Source organism: Candidatus Poribacteria bacterium, from assembly GCA_021295715.1.
Taxonomy (GTDB): domain Bacteria; phylum Poribacteria; class WGA-4E; order WGA-4E; family WGA-3G; genus WGA-3G.
Genome location: JAGWBV010000023.1, coordinates 26,056 through 46,666 on the forward strand (window position 1 = coordinate 26,056; position 20,611 = coordinate 46,666).

Below are 20,611 nucleotides of genomic sequence, written 5' to 3' on the forward strand. Positions count from 1 at the left end.
TCTCCTTTTCAAAAAAAACGATTGTAGGGGCAGGTCTTGTGCCTGCCCACATATTCTGCATTATTTTGATTGTATTTGTTCGACTGTGCAGCCGTTCCAAATCCAAAAATGATTTTTATGCCCCCAGTCGGCTTCAGCCCGCACCCGGTCTTTGGGTGTAAAAATAACTTGGGTGAGATAACCTTCCATAACTTCGATCGTATAGGTATGTTGAAGCACGTCATCAGCGTCTGATATTGTAAAGTCCTTAAGAATTTGCTCTCCATTGGCTAATAGATTGAGCGTATGTATTGCATCTTCTCTTTCAGCAAAGGTGTTGGTTACGCGATAGGTTCCATTGGGTAAGTCGATTTTGAATGCAGCATCTCTCTGACCCCAAACACCGTCCTGTGCGAGTTCTGTCGTCCTTCTGTTGACTCGATAGCCTTCGTGAGGTGAGCGTGTATGCCACCCGAATTTGCCGCTCTCATATTCTGTATCCGGTCCGATAGCGTGGTGGTCTAAGGCGGTTGCACTGCCGTTGGGTTGCATGTCGAAACGAATTATCAAATTCCCTTCTTCCGTCCTGTTCCACAATTCAAGTATGGGTCCAACCGCTCGCTTTTTCCGATAAAGCTGGAGGTGTTTTGTCTCATGGATGATTTCGTGATCGGCGGTATACGCCCGAAATTCAGCCGTATCCGGCGGATACCACGCCACCACATAGTCTACGGATGCTTGATGGTACCATAGATCTTTATAATTCGTTGGGGCGTTCTCGTCGTTGCGGTTTACCGGAAAGTAATTGAATTCGGCTTCGTAGTTGGACAAATGTGCCACATCCTCTGCGTATACGCCATAGAGCGCCATGTGGTGGACAAAGGGTGTGACGTATTCAATCTTTCCTAAAGCGTCAGATTTGTGCCAATCCGCACTTCGCATCTGGTAAGTTGTATGCGGTTCGATAAGATGTGTACCCGACACCAATTCCGCAATCTCTGGTGCTATCCGCGCGTGATCATACGCCGTCCTGCCAAAGTGGAGTAAGCTAAAAAGGACGAGGCACGCTGCGACAGCGTAACGAAAAGATTTACCCATATTCGGAATGAGTGATGCTGCCAACATCGGCAAAATATAGAGATGAATTCTATCGTTAATCCATCCCCCCGGTCCGTAGCTCCACGGTGCCCGCACGAACATATAGGTAAACAGGAACGCAATTAACAGAAACGCATCCGTCCGTTTCACCCACTCCTTCCGGTGAATTCGGTAACCGATGGAGATGATAACGGCTATTCCTAACACCGCGAGAAGAAAATAGTTCGCTCTAACATGCCAGTCGGTGAAATAGACGATCGATTTAACGCCCAAAAAATATTCCCAAACCCATTCCATACCGCGATGGTTCCCCTGTTGATGCTGTTTTGTGCTCTGTAGGTAATAGCCTACCAGCACAAAATACATCGGCACCATATAGAGGAACAGACGAAAGACGGGCTTGAGGTAGACAACAAATTTTTGCAGCAGCGCAGTGAACCCTTCTCTGCGTGTTTGCCACACTGCGGCTATCGCTGGTGCACCCCACAAGCAGCCGCCTACTACAGAGATACCTAAAACGACCAAGCCATAAGAAGCGATATGTGACAGATACGTAAGCAGTAGCAATACGTAGAGCCGAACCAGATGCCTTACCTGCAGGTCGTCTTTGTGCTTCCACCAGAACCCGAAACTAAAGAAGAAAAACGAAATGCTCAACTGGAAGTTGTAAAACCCCATGTAGAGAAGGTAGTTGTAAGCGAAAGGGAAACCGAGCCAGGCATATATAGGTTGACCTCTCTCATCTTTGTGGACAGCATTAAAGAAATAGAGGAAAGCGATCGGGACCATGCCTATCGCGATTGTAAGAAAAACCTTCTCCGAGATGACGGGTGGGAACACGTAGAGCAATGCTAACAAACAGATGTGCGACAGCCAGTTCGGAAAGATCGTTATATTCAGTTCCCATGCATTCCGCATCTGATAGTTTTCATGTTTCCCATACTCCTTTAGCACCAAACCGTTGTAAACGTGGCTCGCACCGTCTTGCGAAGGAAAATACGCAAAGATCCAGAGCGGGAGAACGTGTAGTAACAGCAGCACCACAAATAGATGTTTCCACGACAAATTTCTCCAATTAAACATTATGTTCCCTCCGATGCAGGGAATGCTGCCTAAGTTTGTGAGTTCTCTCTAAAGTAGAGGCAGTGCTCTGTCAACGCGCACCGTTCACATAACGGCTTTCGGGCATCACAGATTTTTCTACCGAAGTAAATCAGGTTCATATGGAACGGATACGCCTTATCCTCTGGCACAATCAGTGGCAAGAGTTGATGTGCTTTCTCTGCGCTGCAATTCGGTGGAATCAGTCCGAGGCGTTTGGAAATTCGCAGGATGTGTGTATCAACTGGGAAAACCTCCCGACCACACGCGAAGGAGAGTGTAACGGATGCTGTTTTAATACCGATACCTTTGTGTTGACACAGGAACGCTAATGCTGCTTCCGTTTCCATGTCGTGCATGAACTCCAGTGAGAGTTCACCACGTTCGGTTTTAAGCCAAGTGAGGAAGTTTTTAATAGTAAGGCTCTTCTGTTTTCCGAGTCCAACAATCCTTATCGCTGCCTCTATCGCTTTGGCATCGGCGTGTAGCACATCCTCCCACGTTGGAAAGCGATCTTTCAACACAGCATATCCTTTATCGCGGCTAACATCTGTTGTATTTTGTGACAGGATCGTTAGGATAAGGCATTCTAACACGTTACCCGCACCTTCACGGGTCGGTACACCGAATAAGTTTTCCAGTGCTTCTGATATAATTTCCGCTTTCTGCTGTAATTCCAATTGTTTGCTTCCAAGGCATTGCGTTTTTAACATTATAACACAAACAGAAAAAATAGCAACGCCTTTTACGAATGGTCAGAGACATTTAGTTCTTCTGTAGGAGGACGGAAACGCCCAAGCAAAAACACCCCGACTCCCGACGCTTGCTAATCGCTGGCTACGAATCGCTGACTGCTGACTGCCGACCGCTGGCTACTAATTGCTAACCGCTAATCGCTGACTGCTGATAGCCACTAAAATAGAAAGCGATACATCGGTTTATCGAGCATAACAGCGAGGAGACTCCAGAACGAACCAATCACAAACTCACCGAGCACAATGCCGAGGAAAAACGGAACCGCTTTCCGATGCAAGTGGAGTCCACCGTATTTCAGCACGAGCCATTTCAGCAACCATCCGACAAAAATTGAACCCACCATCGGGTTAATCGCCCAACTCCCTGAGATAGCATAACCGACAGGGTGTAAGTTCCACCAGATGAACCGCATCCGCATTGCAGCGAGGAGTAGCGTCAGGACGAATCCAAACGATGCAAAACCAATCGCTGGGACATCCGGCGGTGTGGTGTAGGTGAGCCATGTCTCTAACCGATTAAAAGATTCTCGTCCGAATCCTGCGAAACCACCCTCCGAGTAATACATAGACAAGTATGCCCAGAATGAACCGAGCGCGCCCAAGGCGGAAGCCAACATCATGAGAAGCGCAAACCGTCGCAGTGGGATGTTAGCACCCTCCGCCAATTTAAAGCCTTCAAGCTGGTGCGGCATGGCGTGTGAACGGTGGGCGCGGTTCAGGCAATACAGATAGGCGAATCCCGTTAAGTTCACTGCTCCCAACCGGCGAATCCCCATCAAACGTGGTAACATTTCATCGGGCCCAATGAAATGCAAGTCGTGCACGGGTGAACCGAGTTCCGCACGCAAACGTGTGATCGCCATCGCAATCGCGAACCAGATGGCAAAGTAGACGATGATGATCCAAAAACTCATGCCCATCTTCAGACAGAACCCAACAATAAACCCCGATGCACTGAGAAACCCAAGAACGATCAGGCGATATGAAATCGGTTCGTCTGCTTTTGGGGACACGAGTTGGCGTGCAATTCCCATCAGATAGCGTCGGCTCATCCAGATCGCTACAACGCAAAGCCCTAAATATGCACCGTGGGATTGCTCGGCTTCGTAGGGGAAGCGCGGCAGTCCCCGCCATCCCGCGATAACCCCCAATAACCGTTCCGCTCGCCAAATCAACCAGAATGCCCAACACGAGAAGGAGAGGTCCAGCGGGATAAAGAACGAAAGTCCAACACCGAACGGGAAGACACCCAGTGGACTCCAACCGATGCCGCTCCATGGGCGTTCTGTGAAGATCTTCCGCAGATCATACAATTTTCCACCGAGACTCGGAACCGCAGGAAACAGGAAGTTTAACCCATTGATGATGTCGATGGAGACACCGATCGAAAGTCCAAGCCACATCCACGGTGAACGGAAGAAATTACGGGTACGGGTCGTCATCTCAAAGGGTAATTGGATGATCGGATAACTGAGTCGCTCCGATTCAACCCACTGCTTCCGAAAAATCAGGCTGAGGCAGAGCATCACGAGGTGGATAGCGACTAAGAAAAGCGTCCACCAGAAGATCGCGGGGAGCCATCCCATCAAGTAACGCGATTCATAGATACTCGCGAACCCGTGGTAATATCCCTCAAGCACACGTTTATCGCTGACAGCCAACCAGTCTGGAACGTGCAGATGGAACAGGTTTGCCCAGTCGTTCTCCGGTGTCGCGAACCAGTGAGCATGCCCGATAATCGGCATAAGGACAAGGAATCGGTCCACGCCTGCAAGCCCCGCACCGACTGAAATGCAAGTGTAGATGACAAGCAATTCAGCGCGGTTAAGCGCGAGCGCGTGATGCAAACGGCGCAAAAGGACGCCGATGCCCAGTAGAATTAAAATGGTGATAACGGCGTTATAGAAAAGCGAAACCTGCGTCGGACTGCCACCGCCACGGATAATAGAAGCGGACACCCACCAACAGTTGGCAGGCACTAACACGCAGATGAGGAATATAGTGAATGGCCGAATTTTAAGATATTTGGTCGGAACAGTGTTCACCCTCTTTCAAGAAATAACTCTAATATTTTACATCATTTTTCGGCTTCAGGCAACATTTTTTACGACTCTGGCTGGATAGACTGCGATCGCGCTTCGGAAACATACCGAATCTCTCCTCAATTTGATTGTTTACCGAAACGAGGTGTGGTATAATCAAATGGTTGGGAAAATTCACTGGACGCTTGAGAAACCGCTGGCAGAAGTTTTTCTGTCGTAACAAAGGTCTCAAAAACCGATGCCTCTAAACAAACGGAAAAAAATCATTTTTATTTCCTTAATCGTTCTTATTGGGGTTATCATTTTGCTATCCATTATCTATCAACGGACTGCGCTGTGGGAACCGGAACAGCATCTTATCACGCTACTCCCGAAATCTCCTATTTGCTATTTGACGCTCAAGGAATTGAAAGGCTTGGTGGAAACCTTCAATCGTAGTGAATTCGGAAAACAGCCTGCTAAAATGCCGATTCTCACGGAGATTCAAAAGCAGCTCTGGTGGAAACAACTCGTCTACCAGAAGCAGCTCTGGGAATACGAGGTGGGGGGTAAGCTCGACCTGAAGACGATCACCGGTTATTTTGGGGAGGAAGCCATTCTCGCACTCTATCGGCGTGAAGGAGAACTCTCGTTTCTGCTCATCTCCGCAGTCGGCGCGCCGGAGAAACTGAGCATTGAAGCGATTACGGCGACGGATGTAATCAACCCAAAATACGAACGGATTCAAACCGATTACAACGGGTTGACGATTAATACCATCATAGGGTATCCACGCAATTTTAGTTATACCTTCATCGGAAAGATTGGGATCTTAACCCTCAATCCGTTGTTATTAGCTGAGACGCTTGACCTCTATACCGAGCTTTCTGGCACAAAAACTGACCCCAAAAAGCAAGGATTTCTTGCTGAGCACCCCATGGCGGCGGAGATACAGGACGATTATCAGCAGAACAAAAACACCGGGTATATAGATTTGCAGCAGTTTACGCCTTTAGTGGCTGGTATGAGTTCCGATGTGCTTGCTAAACAGATTTTGGGCTGGTTTGGGGATTCAGGAACTTGGGCGTTTAGCAACCGATATGAAGAGGGTGTGATTGTGTCACGGCATCGGTTCCGAAGCGGTATTGACACCACCCGTTCTCATATTCCAACTGCGGATGCCTCAAACTCGTTCCTTGCTTACCCTGAACGCACTGCCTTTGTTGCTTCGCTCCCGATCCTGAAACAGCTGCAAGAACTCTTCGGTGATATAGATCTCTCCGAAATTTTGGGTCAAGACTTAACTGTTCTGTTAGTCGCGCCCGATCCGGGTGAAGTTTCGGTTGTGCCTTCATTGGTTCTGCTGGCGCATGCGAAGGCTCCCGATGTCCTAAACGAGGTTTTGGGGGTCGTGAAGGCAGGGAAGCCCGCAATTGCTGGCAAACCGCTCGAATTCCTTGAACCGAAAGATTATAAGGGCATCAAACTGCAACCTGTGCAGCTCCGACTCAATTTTCTATTAGCGATTACAGGTGGATACGCAATCGTTGACGACTATTTCGTCTTGGGGACAACGCTGGCGGGATTGAAGTCTTTGGTTGATACGACGACAGGTAACGCGCCTGTCTTGGAGGGTATAGCGTTTTCCGCAGAGGCAAGTGGCGTTCAGACGTTCGTTCAACCGGAGTTGTTTGTGCCGGAGTTGAAGCGTTTCCTTCCGATCGTAACAGTGCTTTTTTCTTTATCGGGACAGAAGTTAGATGCAACAGTAACGCAACATATCACGGAAAACCTCTTTCCACTGGAATCTCTCGGTCCGGTTTCCACTGAGATGAATTTTGGTGAGCACGGTATCGATGCAGAGATTCGGATTGTTTTGGAGAAGTGAGGGCAGAGGCATTCAGTTCTCTTGTAGGAGGGAACTCCGATTCCCGACTTTCCTTTTCAACCCCGTAGGGGTGGCATCTCTGTAGAAAACTGTAGAACGTTATGAACCCTAACAGTGAACCCCGTAGGGATGACATTTACAATCTTTGACTTCGCGGTATGTTGACGTGACATTCACTGATTTGTGTGGTATTCTAATAACATGAGTTCAGTGTAAAGATAAAAACGAATATTAGAAAAGTAGATTTATCGTAACATAACGCCAGTTTGAAAATAAATCTGTAGGTGTTTTTGCTTGGGTGTTTCCCCAGGTAGAGCGGTAAATACACACCAAAAGCCACTTTTCAAGACACTTGCTGCCTCAATACCGGTAGCGAAACCCGACATTCCACTTTTATCAAACTCACGTTAACATAAACTGTTAGTTTGTGCCATTTCGGAAAAGATACAGGAGGGTTTTACAATGGAAAAAGACACACTCGAAACCATCGCCCAACGTTTGGATCGGTTGGAGAAGATGATGACCGAGGTAAATCAGACGCTTTCTTGGATCGTTGAGAAAGTGGTACCAGATATTCCGAAAGACCGCGAAGCTGCCGCTACGCTGAGGGGAGCTGAAGCACTAAAAAACGACAAGCGGGATGCCCATCGCGCCAAGGAAGCCTTGGACAGAATATTTGAAAAAATGGGAATTCCACCTGATTTTGAACTCAGACCTCTTAAGGAAGTTCGTAAGAGTATGGTCGAAAGCGGCATCCGACCGGAGGACAACGAGTTCAGTCGCGCAATTATCGCTGAGCGAGAGAAATAGCCGTGTACTATTTCTACTTTGACGCTAGCGCACTTGCCAAGCGATATATTGAAGAAATTGGTAGTGATAAAATTGATTTTCTTTTTGCAAATCTCTCTTTGACGCATCTGCAGTGCTTGGTAATCGGGGCGATGGAAGTATTTTGGATCTGTGTTCGTAAAAAGAATGATGGTCGCATCACTGCGGATCAGTTTACTCAGGCTACTGGACACTTAGAATTTGAGGTAATTAACACCCAATCCGATTTCAAAACTATTCCGATTCCGGATTCGCTTGTTTGGGACTCAATGGATTTGATTGAAACTCATTCGCTCAATAGTGTTGATGCAATCGTCTTGCGTTCTGCCTTGAACGTTGCAGCAGAACTCCGCCGCGCAGGCGATACATTGGTACTTGTTGCATCAGATCAACGTCTTCTCAGAGCCGCTCGCGCTGAGGGATTGCAAGTTTTTAACCCAGAAATAGATTCACAAAAAATACTCACAGATTGGATAAGTTAACAGAATGGAAACAAAAATTGGTATCGGCATCATCAGTTTGCGCACGTATTGGAAACCCAATCTAAAAAATTCTGCTACTTAACGTGAGTTTGACATAAAAATCTACCTTTAGATCGGATCGAACAGAAGAAAATAGAACACTACCTATCCAAAAAACTTTGACCCTCCTGTCAATATCTCATTTTAGTCAGGGGTCTATGGTAAAACCTATAAATAAGTGGACATCTTTGTAGCATAAACTTTTAGTTTGTGTCATTTCGGAAGAGATAAAGGAATTTTGCGATAATGGCAGACTTTTACACAATTGAGAAGCAGGACGGGCGTTGGTGGTTCATCACACCCGACGGCGCGCGGTTCTGGTCCATCGGCATGAACCATATCGACTCGGCTGCGTTGCGATATGTAGAGTCGGACGGCGTGTGGGAACGCGAGTTCGGCAACAGTCAAGAACAGTGGTTACGCACGGTCGCTGATGATCTGCGTGATTGGGGTTTTAACACGATTGGCTGGACCCAGGAAGTCGTAATTATCACTCCAGGCTACCACCGCCATTCGCGACCCTTCACCTATGAGGAATACCAGTGGGCAGATATGCCTTACTGCCACCTACTACCTTTCACCGAGGCACATCAGTGGCAGGTTGAGGTCCGTATGCCCGATCTGACGAGTTCCGACTTCGAGGAGTGGTGCGACTACGTCGCCCGCGATGAGTGTGTACGCTTGCGCGACGATCCCAAGCTTATTGGCTATTTCTACTGCGATTGTCCTCAGTGGGTGCACACCTCTCCTGACACGCAGTGGCGTGGGTCGTTAGTCGATCCAGAGTTGCTCGAATCGGAGGCAGGACGCCGCGAACTCTCTGTCATTGCTGAACGCTACTACAGGATCACGCATGACGCTATCCGCCGTTACGATCCGAATCACCTGATCTTGGGGGACCGATGGGAGGCAAACGCAGTGCTTCCTGAGGAGGTGGTCCGTGCGGCACTGCCCTACGTCGATGTACTCAGTTTTCAATGTTTTGGGACAGTAGAGAATATCGCCACGAAGATGCGACACTGGGCAGACTTCGCAGACCGACCGGTTCTGCTGGCTGACGCGGCGGGGCATATACGCGCCCATAGCGACACCAGTTGGCCCCCCACCGCAGACCGCTTGCACGATACAGACCACTATCGTCAAGTGATGGACGCGCTCGGGGATATCCCGCAATGCATCGGATATCATCTATGTGGGGCATACCTTAAGAACAACGCGCGCATGTGCGGATTTCGAGACCCGGCAAACAATCAAATTAACGAGACGGTGGCTGGTATTCGCGCCGTCAACGCCGAAAGGCAGCGGAGACAAAACCCATGACACATACACTTGATGCGTACGGCGGCACAACCCAACTCAGGGGAAAAAGCACCGGTTGGTTTCATCTGGAGAAACTGAACGGACGCAGATGGTTCATCACACCTGAGGGCAACGCCTTTTTCCCGGTGTCGCTGTCTCATCTCTACACCGGCAACAGTCAGCCAACCGTGCGAAAACTCTATAACGGGGACAAGGATACGTGGATTGAAAATTGGTTCGCTCAAATGCGAGCACTCGGATTTAACTGCGCACTCGCAGGCGCGACGAGTCAGTGTCGGGATCCTAAGGGCTATGTGGAGGTCGAGAAGGTGGAAGCACTGTTTCGCCGTGAATCTTTCCCATACGCTGCCGGACTTTTCCTGATCCCTCACCCCAACGAACTACCGAAAAGTCAGGAACGCCCGGATATCTTCGCCGCCGCTTATCAGGAGTGGGTAGAGGCGTTAGTCGCCGATGTTTGCTCGCGGTACGTCAATGATCCGATGATGATGGGATACTACTACGGTTTCGGGACCTTCATCAGACCGGGGAGTTGGATCGATGCAATACCCTCGCTCGACAGTGAAGCACCAGAGCAGGAGAATATCCGAAAAATGGCAGTCCACCTGTACCGTATGGCACACGATGCGATACGTCGGCATGACCCCAACCACCTGATTCTCGGACCTTATGTCAAGGAGCAGTCCTTCGACTTGGAAACGTGGAAGGCTTTGACGCCTTATGTTGACATGCTTTCGCCTCAGCACTTCAACCGCAACATCAGTTTTGCCGAACAGAGTGCCGCAACAGGCAGATCCGTGTTGGTTTCTGATGAGGAATCGGGTCATATTTTCGATGCGCCACGCCAGAATCCGCGCAGTGTGACGTCCGAGCACAAGGGACGCATCTACAGCTTGCTGCTTGACCGCCATTTGCGAGACTCGAACGTGTGCGGCATCAATTTTTGCGCGACGCTGTACGACCTTGACGATGGTCCGTTGATGGACATGGCGGGCATGATGGAGGGCTTGTACGACTGGGACGGTAACCCTAAACCCGGTCTGGTGGACGCCGTAAGGGACGCCAACAAGGAAATCTATGGACGCGCAACAGAGCCTTGTGGTTCTGCTCTCGACGAGTTGGATGAAAAGTTGTGTCGCACCAGAGATAAAGTCCACGAACACATTCGTTAGAGCCGCTCGCACAGAGGGATTGCAAATTTTTAACCCAGAGATAGATTCACAACAGACACTTGTAGATTGGATAAGTTAATAGTATGGAAACAAAAATTGGTATCGGCATCATCAGTTTTGCACATGGACACGCCAACGCCTACTGCAACCAGATGCAGACGTTTGACGATGTTGAACTCATCGCGTGTTGGGACGATAACGTTGAACGCGGGGAAGCCGCCGCAACACAATACGGCATGCGTTACTCGCCGCACCTTGAAGATGTCATCAACCACCCAGATATTCACGCCGTTATCGTGACGTGTGAGACGAATCGGCACGCCGAGATGGTGGTCGCCGCCGCGTCGGAGGGAAAGGATATCCTCTGCCAAAAACCGATGGCACTCACGTTGGAAGATTGCGATCGCATCGCCGAGGTTGTCGAGAAAACAGGTGTAAAATTTATGATGGGGCATCAGATGCGGCGCGATCCAGCGAACATCGCCATGAAAGAGATCATTGACAGCGGTGTTCTCGGTAAAATCGGTGTGCTCCGCCGCCGACACTGCATCAATGCCTTGTTCAGTGAAGCCTTCGTAACAGGACCCAGTCGTTGGCACATCGATCCAGAGAAGAATATGGGGATGTTCATGGACGATGCCTCTCACGCAACCGATTTTATCCACTGGATGCTCGGTAAACCGACGAGTGTTATCGCCGAGATTGATAACATCTTGACGGATGTCGCACCAGATGACACCGGGTTGGCTGTCTATCGGTTTGCGGATGGTGAAATGGCGATTCTGCTGAATACATCTGTGACACTCGCCGGTGAGAATACGACCGAAATCTATGGCGATGAAGGTGTCGTCATTCAGAACTATGGCGATGCACCATCGTGCAATATCCCGCGTCCCGTGGATGCTGTTGCACTTAAGTTGTATACGCGAGATGAACCCTCGTGGAAGGATCTGGGTATCCCAATCCCAGATGGGCACGGAGAACGGATTGGCGGCGTGCCTCGACCCTTTATTGACTGCCTGAAGAACGGAACGGAACCCGATGTTACAGTGGAGGATGGACGGGTTTCAGTAGAGATGATTTTGGGAGCGTATCGTTCTGCACAGGAAGGACGGCGCGTTACATTTCCTTTGTAAAAAATATTGGGTTTATAGTGAATCGAAAAAATAAATGGACGTTCACCCCTCCCGGGTAGGTGCGGTTTCCCAACCGCATCGGTGTGGAGTGTCCAATTAATTCTAAACTTTACTATAATACTTGGTCATTACGGACTATTTCGACGCATGATGCTCAAAATCTGACCCGTCATGCCGCTTGCAGGCGGTTGTGCCGCGAGAAACAGTGCCGAGGCCACAACCTGCTCCGGCTCTTTCCACGGATCACTTTCTGCCCTGAAGGTGTCCGAATTCTCCCAAGCGGGTTTTGAGAGTTCCGTTCTCACGGGACCGGGGATGAGAACGTTCGCGATAATGCCATCTTTCCAGACCTCTTCAGCAATCGATTGGGTCAACCCGTGCAACGCCGCTTTCGACGCACAGTAGACGCTCAGGTTTGAACGTCCCACCTGTCCCATACCGGAGCCGACGTTAATAATATTTCCGCTTCCCTGCCGTTGCATGATTGGTAAAGCCGCACGACAGCAACGCACAACACCCATAACATTAATCTGCCACCCCTGTTCCCATTCCTCGGCTGTACTCTCCAAAAATGGACCTCGTGGATTGATACCAGCGTTATTGACGAGGATGTCTATCCGTCCGAACCGATCTACAGTTTTCTGAACGAGGTTTTCCACTTCTGTCTGGATACGCAAGTCGGTTGGTACAGTGAGGACTTCACCACCCTGATTCGTTATTTCTGCGGCGACTTCATCAAGTTGTTCGGTGTTTCGCGCGGCGATGACAATCCGTGCGCCTTCAGCGGCATAGGCGGTAGCAATGGCTCTGCCGATGCCGCGTCCGCCACCCGTGATAATAGCGACTTTCTCTTTCAGTTGCATGATTGATTCCCTTTGAGGATATAGGTTCAACTTAAGGGCATAGTGCGTAGGTTGGGTTGAACGGGACACTAAGAAAATGGCACAGGGAGGATAACTTTTAAGGTTCGTATGGACACTTGACAGCATAAAGATAAAAGTGAAACCCAACGTGTCCTGAAAATCCTTAAATCCTGATTCAGACAATTAACATCGCACATTACCGATTGATATAGATTACTTTGAACGGTGCCACATATTAATTAAGCGTACGAGCTGTCCTCGGCTTGCCTTGATTTTTCGCTCTAAATCTTTAGCGAGAGTTGTCAGCAGATCCGTCCCCATCTTTTTAGCGGTTTCTACCTGTTGTTTCAGTTGATAGGTGCGTCCCGCCTTGAGTCGGTTTATCTCAAATCGCAATTGACTCGCGGCTCGATTAAGCCTTCGCAGCTCTGTTTGTAGTGCTTTTTGTTTCTCGGTAGCAGTTTTTTCTCGGACGTGTAGTTCTGTTTCGCCCAGACTTAGCCGCTCTAAGGTCTCAATGTCTTGTTCGTTATAGGCTCGGTTAATGAGCGGCATGAGTTGTTTTCGTCGTTCCGACGTTTTGGCATCTATAGCCTTGTCTGGATGGTGCCGTTTGGCGAGTTTGCGGTAGAGGTCTTGTAGGTGCTTCGCTTTGGTATCAGGAAGTTTGTCCTCTATAGGCGTTGGTTCTGATTCATTTACCGCCTCGTATGCGTTGACACGTGCGCGACTCGCCCTGAAACACGATTCCACCCGTGCTTCTATCTCTTCTTCGCTCACGTTTTCTCGGCGAAGTTGTAACCGGAGGCGATACTCCTTCATTTCGAGTTCAACTTTATCAAGTTCGAGATAGTATCGACTGATATGCGCAGTGTAGCGTCGCTCGAATACGTCAACTTCTGACTTCAACGTCTCGATTGCGATTGTAAGTTCTTCAACCTGCTTCTGTTTCGCTTCAATATTCTCTATGAGTCGGGTTGTTTCCTGTTCAGCGACGATGTTGGCGTGAATTAATGCGGCAGGTTTCATGGGAATATCCGAAAGCGTGATAAGATCGGTTTTGCAATACAGGCGTGGTTGCCGGTGTTCGGGCTTACGAAAATTGATGACCGGTGCGCGGCGGGAAACCGCGCCGACAAGTCTATTTGAAACTACTTTTTCCGGTAGGTAATACGTCCCCTCGTGAGATCGTAAGGGGAGAGTTCTACAGTCACCTTATCTCCGGGCAAAATCTTGATGAAGAATTTTCGCATTCTGCCGGAGATATGTGCGAGAATCTGATGCTTGTTTTCCAATTCCACACGGAACATCGCGTTGGGTAAAGGTTCCACAACGGTGCCTTCAACCTCTATTTTATCGTTTTTAGGCGGCGTTTGCGTCTCGCCTTCGGCTTGGGCTTCCGTATCCACGTTGACATCAGGATCTCGCCCTTTCTTGGGTTTCGACTTCCGTTTCGGGTTAGGCCGCCGCGTTTGCGGTCTCCTGGCATTTCTATTTCCTGAGGGTCTGCGATTCACAGTATAAATCTCCTTTTTGTGATGCGTTAAAGGGTGTGAAGCATAGATACTTCACACGTAGTTACAGAGTAAAGTTAAAAATGTTTATCCAAAGCACGTAGTCTGTAATGAAATGGATGGGTCTTTGCGAATCAACACTGGATTTAGTCTGAGGATAGACTAAATCCGTTCCTTGTATTACATTTCCATTCCTTGTATTACATTTGGGCGTGTGGCATTCCGTGGGGTGTTTCTCCAGATTTAAGAAAGGCACGCCGAATTCCAAACCCGTTCGTTTAGTCGCAAGGTAAAGTTAAAAATTTTCCTGCTTCAACAACAAGTTCTCGGAAGTAAGACGTAGCGAGTTCCAATTGCGTTTCGGCATCCGCTTTGTCCGTGCTCGTTGAAACAAGATCGACTGGCATTGTGTCCCCATCCGCTTTGCGGAGAGCAACATACGCCTTGAGATAGACATCTGGGTAGCGTTCCATCACTTTCTGCATCAGTGGTGAAACTTGGGCTTCAAACATGTTGACATGAACCCGCACTGTGGTAATTTCTGAACGGTAACGTTCCGCAATTAAGGGTTGAATATGTGTTTCAAAAACTGCCTTCATCTCACGAGGTGGACCAGGCATCATCATGATTGTGGAAGACTTGTGTGCCACACTGATGCAGGGTGCCCATCCTGCCGGGTTCTGCAAAACGACAGCGGTTTCCGGCACAATTGCCATTTTCATTAGTGCTTCGCTGATGACATCGTTCTCTGACATCTCACGACGTTTCCGAAATTCAGCGACAGTTTCTTCGCTCACGACAGATTTCGTGCCGATGAGTGAAGCGATCACATCAACGGTCATATCATCGGGTGTAGGTCCAAGTCCACCTGTTGTGAGAATAAGTGATGTTTCGCGTTCTATTGCCGAATCCAATGCCTCGGACATCTCGTCGCGGTTGTCGCGTAGCATTGTGACTCGCCGGAGTTCGCCACCAATCTGGAGGATTTGCTGCGCAATCCAGTGTGCATTGGTGTCCTGAATCTGACCAAGTACTAACTCTGTGCCGATCGAAAACAGTTCAATTGCCACGCTATCCTCCTTGTTTATAGGACCTGTTTAAGAAACTCGAACGCACCAACACCGTGGAAACTATGTCCTGCCTCGAATACTTCAAGTCCTAATTTGTCTTCCGCATTGAAGAGTTTGTAAATGGCTTTTGCCTCATTAACCGCAAAGCGGGTGGCTTCAATTGGAAAGATTGTGTCTTCCGTACCGGATTCAACGAACATCGCGCGCGGTGCTATCAACCCCGCGATGTCGTACATCTCCGCATATTGTAGCACATTTGGTATATAATTGTCTATACAATGGCTGAGACTCAAGATACTGTCCCGAAACGTGTTGAAGTAACCGCTCACAACAGCTGCCTTGACACGCGCATCAATTGCAGAAGTGAAGAAGGTGGTTGTGCCTCCGCCAGAAATGCCCATCACACCAAGACGGTTCATATCAACCTCTGGACGGGTGTCCAGATAGTCAAAGGCGCGCATCGCATCGTAAACCCGCCATCCTACCATCGTATGACCTAAAAGGAGTGCAGCACCAGCACTCGGTTGACATGAAGAACTCCCACCGCCCTTCTCATGCGCGACAGGATCCCGTCGATGACCAAACCCGAATTGCTCAATGGCAAGCACGGTGTACCCGTTTGCCACGCATTGAAGGGCAAAGTCGTTCTGATAACCGCCATATTCTGCGCGCATGGTGCCATCTTCCTCAATGCCGACGATGTCATCTACACCGCGCCCGTGCCCCGCTAAACAGAGAATCGTGGGCTTCGGGGTCGAACTGTCGAGAGGTTTCGGGGAAAGGAAGTATCCGAAGATATTAGCGTGTGAACGACTCTGAAATTGCACTGTCTCGCGGAAATAGGTGGGAAATTCACAAGAATCCAGGACTTGCGGTTGTAGGGCGCAGGGTTCCGGCGGAAAACCACCAACTAACTCGATGAGTTTTGTCCGCAGTTCGCGCTGCCACACTTCCGCTTCTGCAATACTCGTCGCCTGAAATGCAAGTTGACGCGGTGTCTCCGCATATAACTGATGCGAAAATGCTAATGTATCTCGTGCCTGTTCGTAATACATTTTTAAGTTTTCCTTGCAGTTAAACAGCGGACGTTTGGCCTTTGACGTGGGTTCCTCAAATCCGCCTGCGTGTTTTTGCTTGGGTGTCTCTGCGTATTTCTGCGTATTGTTGCAGGTTACGTTTTTGATGATACCTTGAGGAAACCTATATGAGGCGCAACCCTCTTCATCGACTGCTGATTGCTGACGCATTCAACGGGTTTAAAACGAACCCTGTTGCCATCTTCGGATAGAAGTAGGTGGACTTCTGCGGCATTGTTGATCCTGCCATAGCCACATCTAAGACCTGTTCAACAGGAGTCGGGTTCATCAGGAGTGCGACGCGGTCTGCTCCTTCTTTCACATGGGAAACGGCATCATCTGTGTATGCGGTGTAACTGATGTGTTCCGATAGTGTTTCAATCTGAAATAGATTTTTGATGATAGTTTCTTGAACAAGCATTACATCCAATTGTTTGGGGGGTGTTGAATGCGGAATCAACAGGCGATAGGTGTCGTCTGCTGTGTACATACCAACTGCACGGGATTTCCCGCTCATCGCACCCAATTTTGCCATGAGGTTCGCCTGCGTGTCAATTTCATGCACCTCAAACGCCTCTGGGAGTTTCGCGATAGCGTATGCGATCTGATCTGCGCTGAGGTTAGACAAGAGGCGATGAATCGCTAAGACCGCCAAACCCGGTGATTCCATTCTGACGAGATTCACCATCATGTAGTCGTAACCGCTGGATACGCCGTTTGGTGTCTTCTGAGCTATTTCGTCTCGGAAGGCGAGAGCGGTTTCATAGCGATGATGTCCATCGGCGATTAGGAGTGGTTTCGTTGAAAAAAGAGCCTGAATTTCACGGTTACGTTCTGTGTCGTCTAAACACCAGAGTTGGTGCGTGCTTCCAAAAGTTTCAGGACAGTCGATGTGGGGCTGATTTTTATCGGTGAAACTCTCCATGATCCGTTCAATATCCCCAGCGGGGTCGGCGTAGAGGAGAAAGATGGGACTAAGATTGACGTGACATTCCCGCATGAGATTGAGTCGATCCGCCTTCGGTCCGGCATGTGTTTTTTCGTGCGGTAGGACCACCCGATTTTCAAAGGGTTCGAGTTTCACGAGTGCTATTAAGGCGCGGCGCGTGTAGTTTTTCCCATCCGGAGCATTAAAGGATTGGTCATAGATGTAATAACGGGGGGTTGCATCCCTGACAAGCGTGCCATTTGAAATCCACTTGTTCATCCTTACAGCGGCACGTGTGTACTGATTTTCGTCGTCAGTATCGTTATCTTGTGGTTGACTTAGAATTAAACGAATGATATTGGCGGGATGGCGTGCCTCTAAAGCGATCTGTTCATCGGATTTGATGACATCGTAAGGCGGTGCGATGACATTCGAGATGCTTTCTACCTGAGTCGTGTTGTAGCGTAAGCCTCGAAACGGAATAACGGTTGTTTCCATATTTATAATTTTCCTTGCGGTTTGTTCAAATTGATCTTCGGAAGAGCGTTATTCTCCATTTAATTTTGTCAGATCACTAATTGGAAAGTGATGGTAGCCTGCAACAACGGCGCAGGCAGTGGATAAGCAAAAATCGTTATGGAGCTTATCCCTTCAGTGAACGCCTTGCGAATTATTAAAAAATCAATCCCATAATCTTGTGCTGAAATAGCGTTCGCCGAGGTCATTAAACACTGTGACGATAATGCCTTCCTGAATTTCTTGGGCGACTTTATATGCGCCGTAGAGATAGCCACCCGATGATTGTCCAACAAACCAGCCCCGGCGTGCGAGACGCGTACACATTTCGTGGGCATTTTCAATCGTCGCAGGAATCCGGGAATCAATCACGGATTCGTCCAAGATTTCTGGAACGATGTCGTCTGGATGTCCGAGCGGTTTGAGTCCTTCAATACCGGGGAATGCCTCTGGTGAAATAGAGCAGACTTGGATGTCGGGATTATAACTTTTAAGCCGCCTACCCACGCCAGTGATGGTGCCACCCGTCCCTACACCCGCGACGAAGTGTGTGACTTTCCCGCCTGTCTGATTCCAAATTTCGACACCCGTTGTTTCATAGTGGGCACGCCAGTTGTTGTCGTTTTCGTATTGCGATTTGAAGAAATACCGCTCAGGATCCGCTTCATAACGCCGATCGACTTCTCGTAGGGCTTCATCGTAACCAAGGATCGCATCGGTATAGACAATGTCCGCACCGTGTGAGTGGATACGTTTTTTTCGTTCTTCGCTGGCGTTGTCTGGAATCACAAGTTCAACTTTATAACCGAGTGTGGCACCTATCATCGCGTAGGCGATCCCAGCATTACCGGAGCTGGAGTCGAGGATAACTTTTTCTCGTGTGAGTTCGCCGGAAGCAACCGCCTCAGTGAGCATCCTTAGGACCGGTCGGTCTTTAATCGAACCTCCGGGGTTGTAGGTTTCTACCTTCGCGTAGATGTCAACGTTCGGTAACTCGTTTGAAAAAAGATCTATTTTAGCGAGCGGTGTTTGTCCTATTATCTGAAGTAGTGGATATTCTGAAAGATTCACCTTTCCAGGCTTTCGCTTGCTCATGTAGTCTTGTTTACCCTACCTTTTTATTTTTTGCGGCGATTGAAGATATTTTGAGTCGTTCGCACAATAAACGTTCCATGTAAGCCTTCGCGGCATCTCCTGTGAGGTGTCCGTTGAGAATCGGTGTAACTTCAAATTCGGCTAACCGCACAGTTGGATTGAGACCGTGCAGGGGCGGTAGCCAGTCCCGAAACGTGTCAAAGAAAGCGCGTTGTGCGGCGCGCCCGTTAATGTATGAAAAGTCCGCTGTGCGTCGTCGAAACCGTTCCGGTCCTTTTGCGAGGGCTGCCACGTGGTGTTGTCGACAAAACTGACGGTATTTCTGCGGTTCATAAGCGAGCCGGATGTTCGCCGGGTAAAACCGCAAGGTCTGCTCTCGATAGTGTGTAAAATGTTGAAGCTCGTCAAATTCAAAGATAAAGTGATACGGCTCCGGGAAATAGGCATCGGGAATCAGGTGACCGTCAGCTTTCGCTGTTGTGCGTTGCCAGTCCCCTTCTAATTCAGCATAGAGTGCCATCACAGCATCGTAATGCTCGCCGAAATCTTTGGGGCGTGGTTTGTTACGAAGCCAGTCAAATTGAGTGCGGCGTTCTGCGGGTATTCCGAAGACCTCTTCTACCAGTGCGATGATACCAACTTCTAACCGCATGCAGACCGATTCCTAAATTTTAGACGGGTGCGATGTCGAGATCCTTCAGCGTTTCCCCGTTTGTTGCGTTAATTAAACTCGCAAGATAGTCGCGGTCGCGTTGGAGTGCCTCCAATTTGTTATCGCCATGCACGAACTCTACTTCTAAGTATCCATTATATCCAGCCGCGCTCAGCGTTTCAACGATTCGGGTGTAGTCTACCACGCCGTCTGCGATGGGGCATCCTTTTCCAGTTTCGTCAAAATTTTGGGCGTGGACGTTTACGATATGTTCGGCGAGTTTTTCAGCGGCAGTGTGTGGTTCATCGGCATCCGAACGTGCGAGGGGTTGATAGTAAGTTTGCAGCGACGGCACTCTCACCCCTTCAATCGTCTCCAAGATGCTGGCGACACTGTCGGTGAGCTGGTTGTTGTGCATTTCCAATCCGAGCCGAATGCTACGGAAATTTGCCCACTGTGCAAGGCTTACCAATCGAAAGTTAATCAGGCGTTTATCCGAGGGAGCGATGGATTTAGAGGGACCGCCACCCGACCAAATTCTGACGAGATCCGTGCCCAATTCATGCGCGATTTTGAAGGCTTCCTCGAAATGCTTCTGGTGAAGATCCATCAATGGGTCCACGTATGAGCCGAATGCTGAGATCGCCAATCCCTTCCGATGCGCCATATCCCTAACGTTTTTGACGTAATTCTCGTCGTAGTCCGCTGGTAGATGCGGCGGCTTTCCCCAAATTTCGATACCCTCAAAGCCGTAATTCGCAGCTATGTCGATGACCTCTTCCAACGGTTTTTCCTGAAAGGCGATGGTGCATAAACCTAATTTCATCAAATTCTTCGGTGTGGAGACCCCTGTCTTTAGGCAGGGAGGAAACACCGCTCCTTTTTTACTTTAAAATGTAAAGTGCTGTTTTAACACCACCCGCACAGTGGGTGTTTGGATTCAGATGGGGCTGCTTCGTTGAACAGAACTCGCACTTTCCGTCTCATAGACCTGACCCAGTGTCCTACCAAAAGATTTTGTGGGTAATCTCCCTCTCGGGTTGTATGTTTCCCCTTCCACATCACAGTATCCAAGTTT

18 protein-coding genes are annotated in these 20,611 nt (G+C 49.0%); 6 read left to right on the forward strand and 12 right to left on the reverse strand.

The window, feature by feature from the left end:
* Window positions 1-60 precede the first annotated feature (60 nt).
* From J4G07_07970 to J4G07_07980, 3 genes are all read right to left on the reverse strand, one after another.
* A complete protein-coding gene (locus tag J4G07_07970) occupies window positions 61-2,160 on the reverse strand; it encodes a hypothetical protein (GenBank protein MCE2413924.1) in 2,100 nt (699 codons plus the stop codon).
* A gap of 29 nt (window positions 2,161-2,189) precedes the next feature.
* Window positions 2,190-2,858 (reverse strand): endonuclease III, encoded by a 669-nt coding sequence (locus tag J4G07_07975; GenBank protein ID MCE2413925.1) that lies wholly within the window; start codon window positions 2,856-2,858, stop codon window positions 2,190-2,192.
* A gap of 233 nt (window positions 2,859-3,091) precedes the next feature.
* Window positions 3,092-4,912 carry a hypothetical protein gene (locus J4G07_07980; GenBank protein MCE2413926.1) on the reverse strand — a complete coding sequence of 607 codons (1,821 nt, stop codon included), beginning with the start codon at window positions 4,910-4,912 and terminating at the stop codon, window positions 3,092-3,094.
* A 301-nt stretch (window positions 4,913-5,213) separates the two neighbouring features.
* On the opposite strand from J4G07_07980, the gene J4G07_07985 reads away from it, so the two are divergent.
* The 6 genes from J4G07_07985 (at window position 5,214) to J4G07_08010 (ending at window position 11,819) form a co-directional block, all read left to right on the forward strand.
* Window positions 5,214-6,842, forward strand: a complete 1,629-nt coding sequence (locus J4G07_07985) for a hypothetical protein (GenBank protein MCE2413927.1) — start codon at window positions 5,214-5,216, stop codon at window positions 6,840-6,842.
* Window positions 6,843-7,304: 462 nt separating this feature from the next.
* A complete protein-coding gene (locus tag J4G07_07990) occupies window positions 7,305-7,652 on the forward strand; it encodes a hypothetical protein (protein MCE2413928.1) in 348 nt (115 codons plus the stop codon).
* Window positions 7,653-7,654: 2 nt separating this feature from the next.
* Window positions 7,655-8,152, forward strand: a complete 498-nt coding sequence (locus tag J4G07_07995) for a type II toxin-antitoxin system VapC family toxin (GenBank protein MCE2413929.1) — start codon at window positions 7,655-7,657, stop codon at window positions 8,150-8,152.
* 285 nt (window positions 8,153-8,437) lie between these two features.
* Window positions 8,438-9,511, forward strand: a complete 1,074-nt coding sequence (locus J4G07_08000; protein ID MCE2413930.1) for an agarase — start codon at window positions 8,438-8,440, stop codon at window positions 9,509-9,511.
* Window positions 9,508-10,683, forward strand: coding sequence for a hypothetical protein (locus J4G07_08005; protein MCE2413931.1), 1,176 nt, complete (start codon window positions 9,508-9,510; stop codon window positions 10,681-10,683). Before J4G07_08000 ends, J4G07_08005 begins: the two co-directional genes overlap by 4 nt.
* Before the next feature lie 83 nt (window positions 10,684-10,766).
* The gene (locus tag J4G07_08010; GenBank protein MCE2413932.1) at window positions 10,767-11,819 is read left to right on the forward strand and encodes a Gfo/Idh/MocA family oxidoreductase; all 1,053 of its coding nucleotides are present in this window, start codon (window positions 10,767-10,769) and stop codon (window positions 11,817-11,819) included.
* Window positions 11,820-11,947: 128 nt separating this feature from the next.
* On the opposite strand, the gene J4G07_08015 is transcribed toward J4G07_08010, so the two are convergent.
* From J4G07_08015 to J4G07_08055, 9 genes are all read right to left on the reverse strand, one after another.
* Entirely contained in the window at window positions 11,948-12,682 is a 735-nt protein-coding gene (locus tag J4G07_08015) for an SDR family oxidoreductase (GenBank protein ID MCE2413933.1), read from the reverse strand.
* A gap of 213 nt (window positions 12,683-12,895) precedes the next feature.
* A complete protein-coding gene (locus J4G07_08020) occupies window positions 12,896-13,711 on the reverse strand; it encodes a J domain-containing protein (protein ID MCE2413934.1) in 816 nt (271 codons plus the stop codon).
* A 122-nt stretch (window positions 13,712-13,833) separates the two neighbouring features.
* Complete coding sequence (gene infA, locus J4G07_08025; GenBank protein ID MCE2413935.1) at window positions 13,834-14,034, reverse strand: translation initiation factor IF-1; 201 nt, start codon at window positions 14,032-14,034, stop codon at window positions 13,834-13,836.
* Window positions 14,035-14,474: 440 nt separating this feature from the next.
* Window positions 14,475-15,266, reverse strand: a complete 792-nt coding sequence (locus J4G07_08030; GenBank protein MCE2413936.1) for a competence/damage-inducible protein A — start codon at window positions 15,264-15,266, stop codon at window positions 14,475-14,477.
* A 14-nt stretch (window positions 15,267-15,280) separates the two neighbouring features.
* Complete coding sequence (locus J4G07_08035; GenBank protein ID MCE2413937.1) at window positions 15,281-16,321, reverse strand: acetylxylan esterase; 1,041 nt, start codon at window positions 16,319-16,321, stop codon at window positions 15,281-15,283.
* Between the two features lie 166 nt (window positions 16,322-16,487).
* The gene (locus J4G07_08040; GenBank protein MCE2413938.1) at window positions 16,488-17,768 is read right to left on the reverse strand and encodes a DUF1015 domain-containing protein; all 1,281 of its coding nucleotides are present in this window, start codon (window positions 17,766-17,768) and stop codon (window positions 16,488-16,490) included.
* A 183-nt stretch (window positions 17,769-17,951) separates the two neighbouring features.
* The gene (locus J4G07_08045) at window positions 17,952-18,881 is read right to left on the reverse strand and encodes a cysteine synthase family protein (GenBank protein MCE2413939.1); all 930 of its coding nucleotides are present in this window, start codon (window positions 18,879-18,881) and stop codon (window positions 17,952-17,954) included.
* Window positions 18,882-18,891: 10 nt separating this feature from the next.
* Window positions 18,892-19,533 carry a hypothetical protein gene (locus J4G07_08050; protein ID MCE2413940.1) on the reverse strand — a complete coding sequence of 214 codons (642 nt, stop codon included), beginning with the start codon at window positions 19,531-19,533 and terminating at the stop codon, window positions 18,892-18,894.
* Window positions 19,534-19,552: 19 nt separating this feature from the next.
* Complete coding sequence (locus J4G07_08055) at window positions 19,553-20,359, reverse strand: sugar phosphate isomerase/epimerase (GenBank protein MCE2413941.1); 807 nt, start codon at window positions 20,357-20,359, stop codon at window positions 19,553-19,555.
* Between the last annotated feature and the right edge of the window lie 252 nt (window positions 20,360-20,611).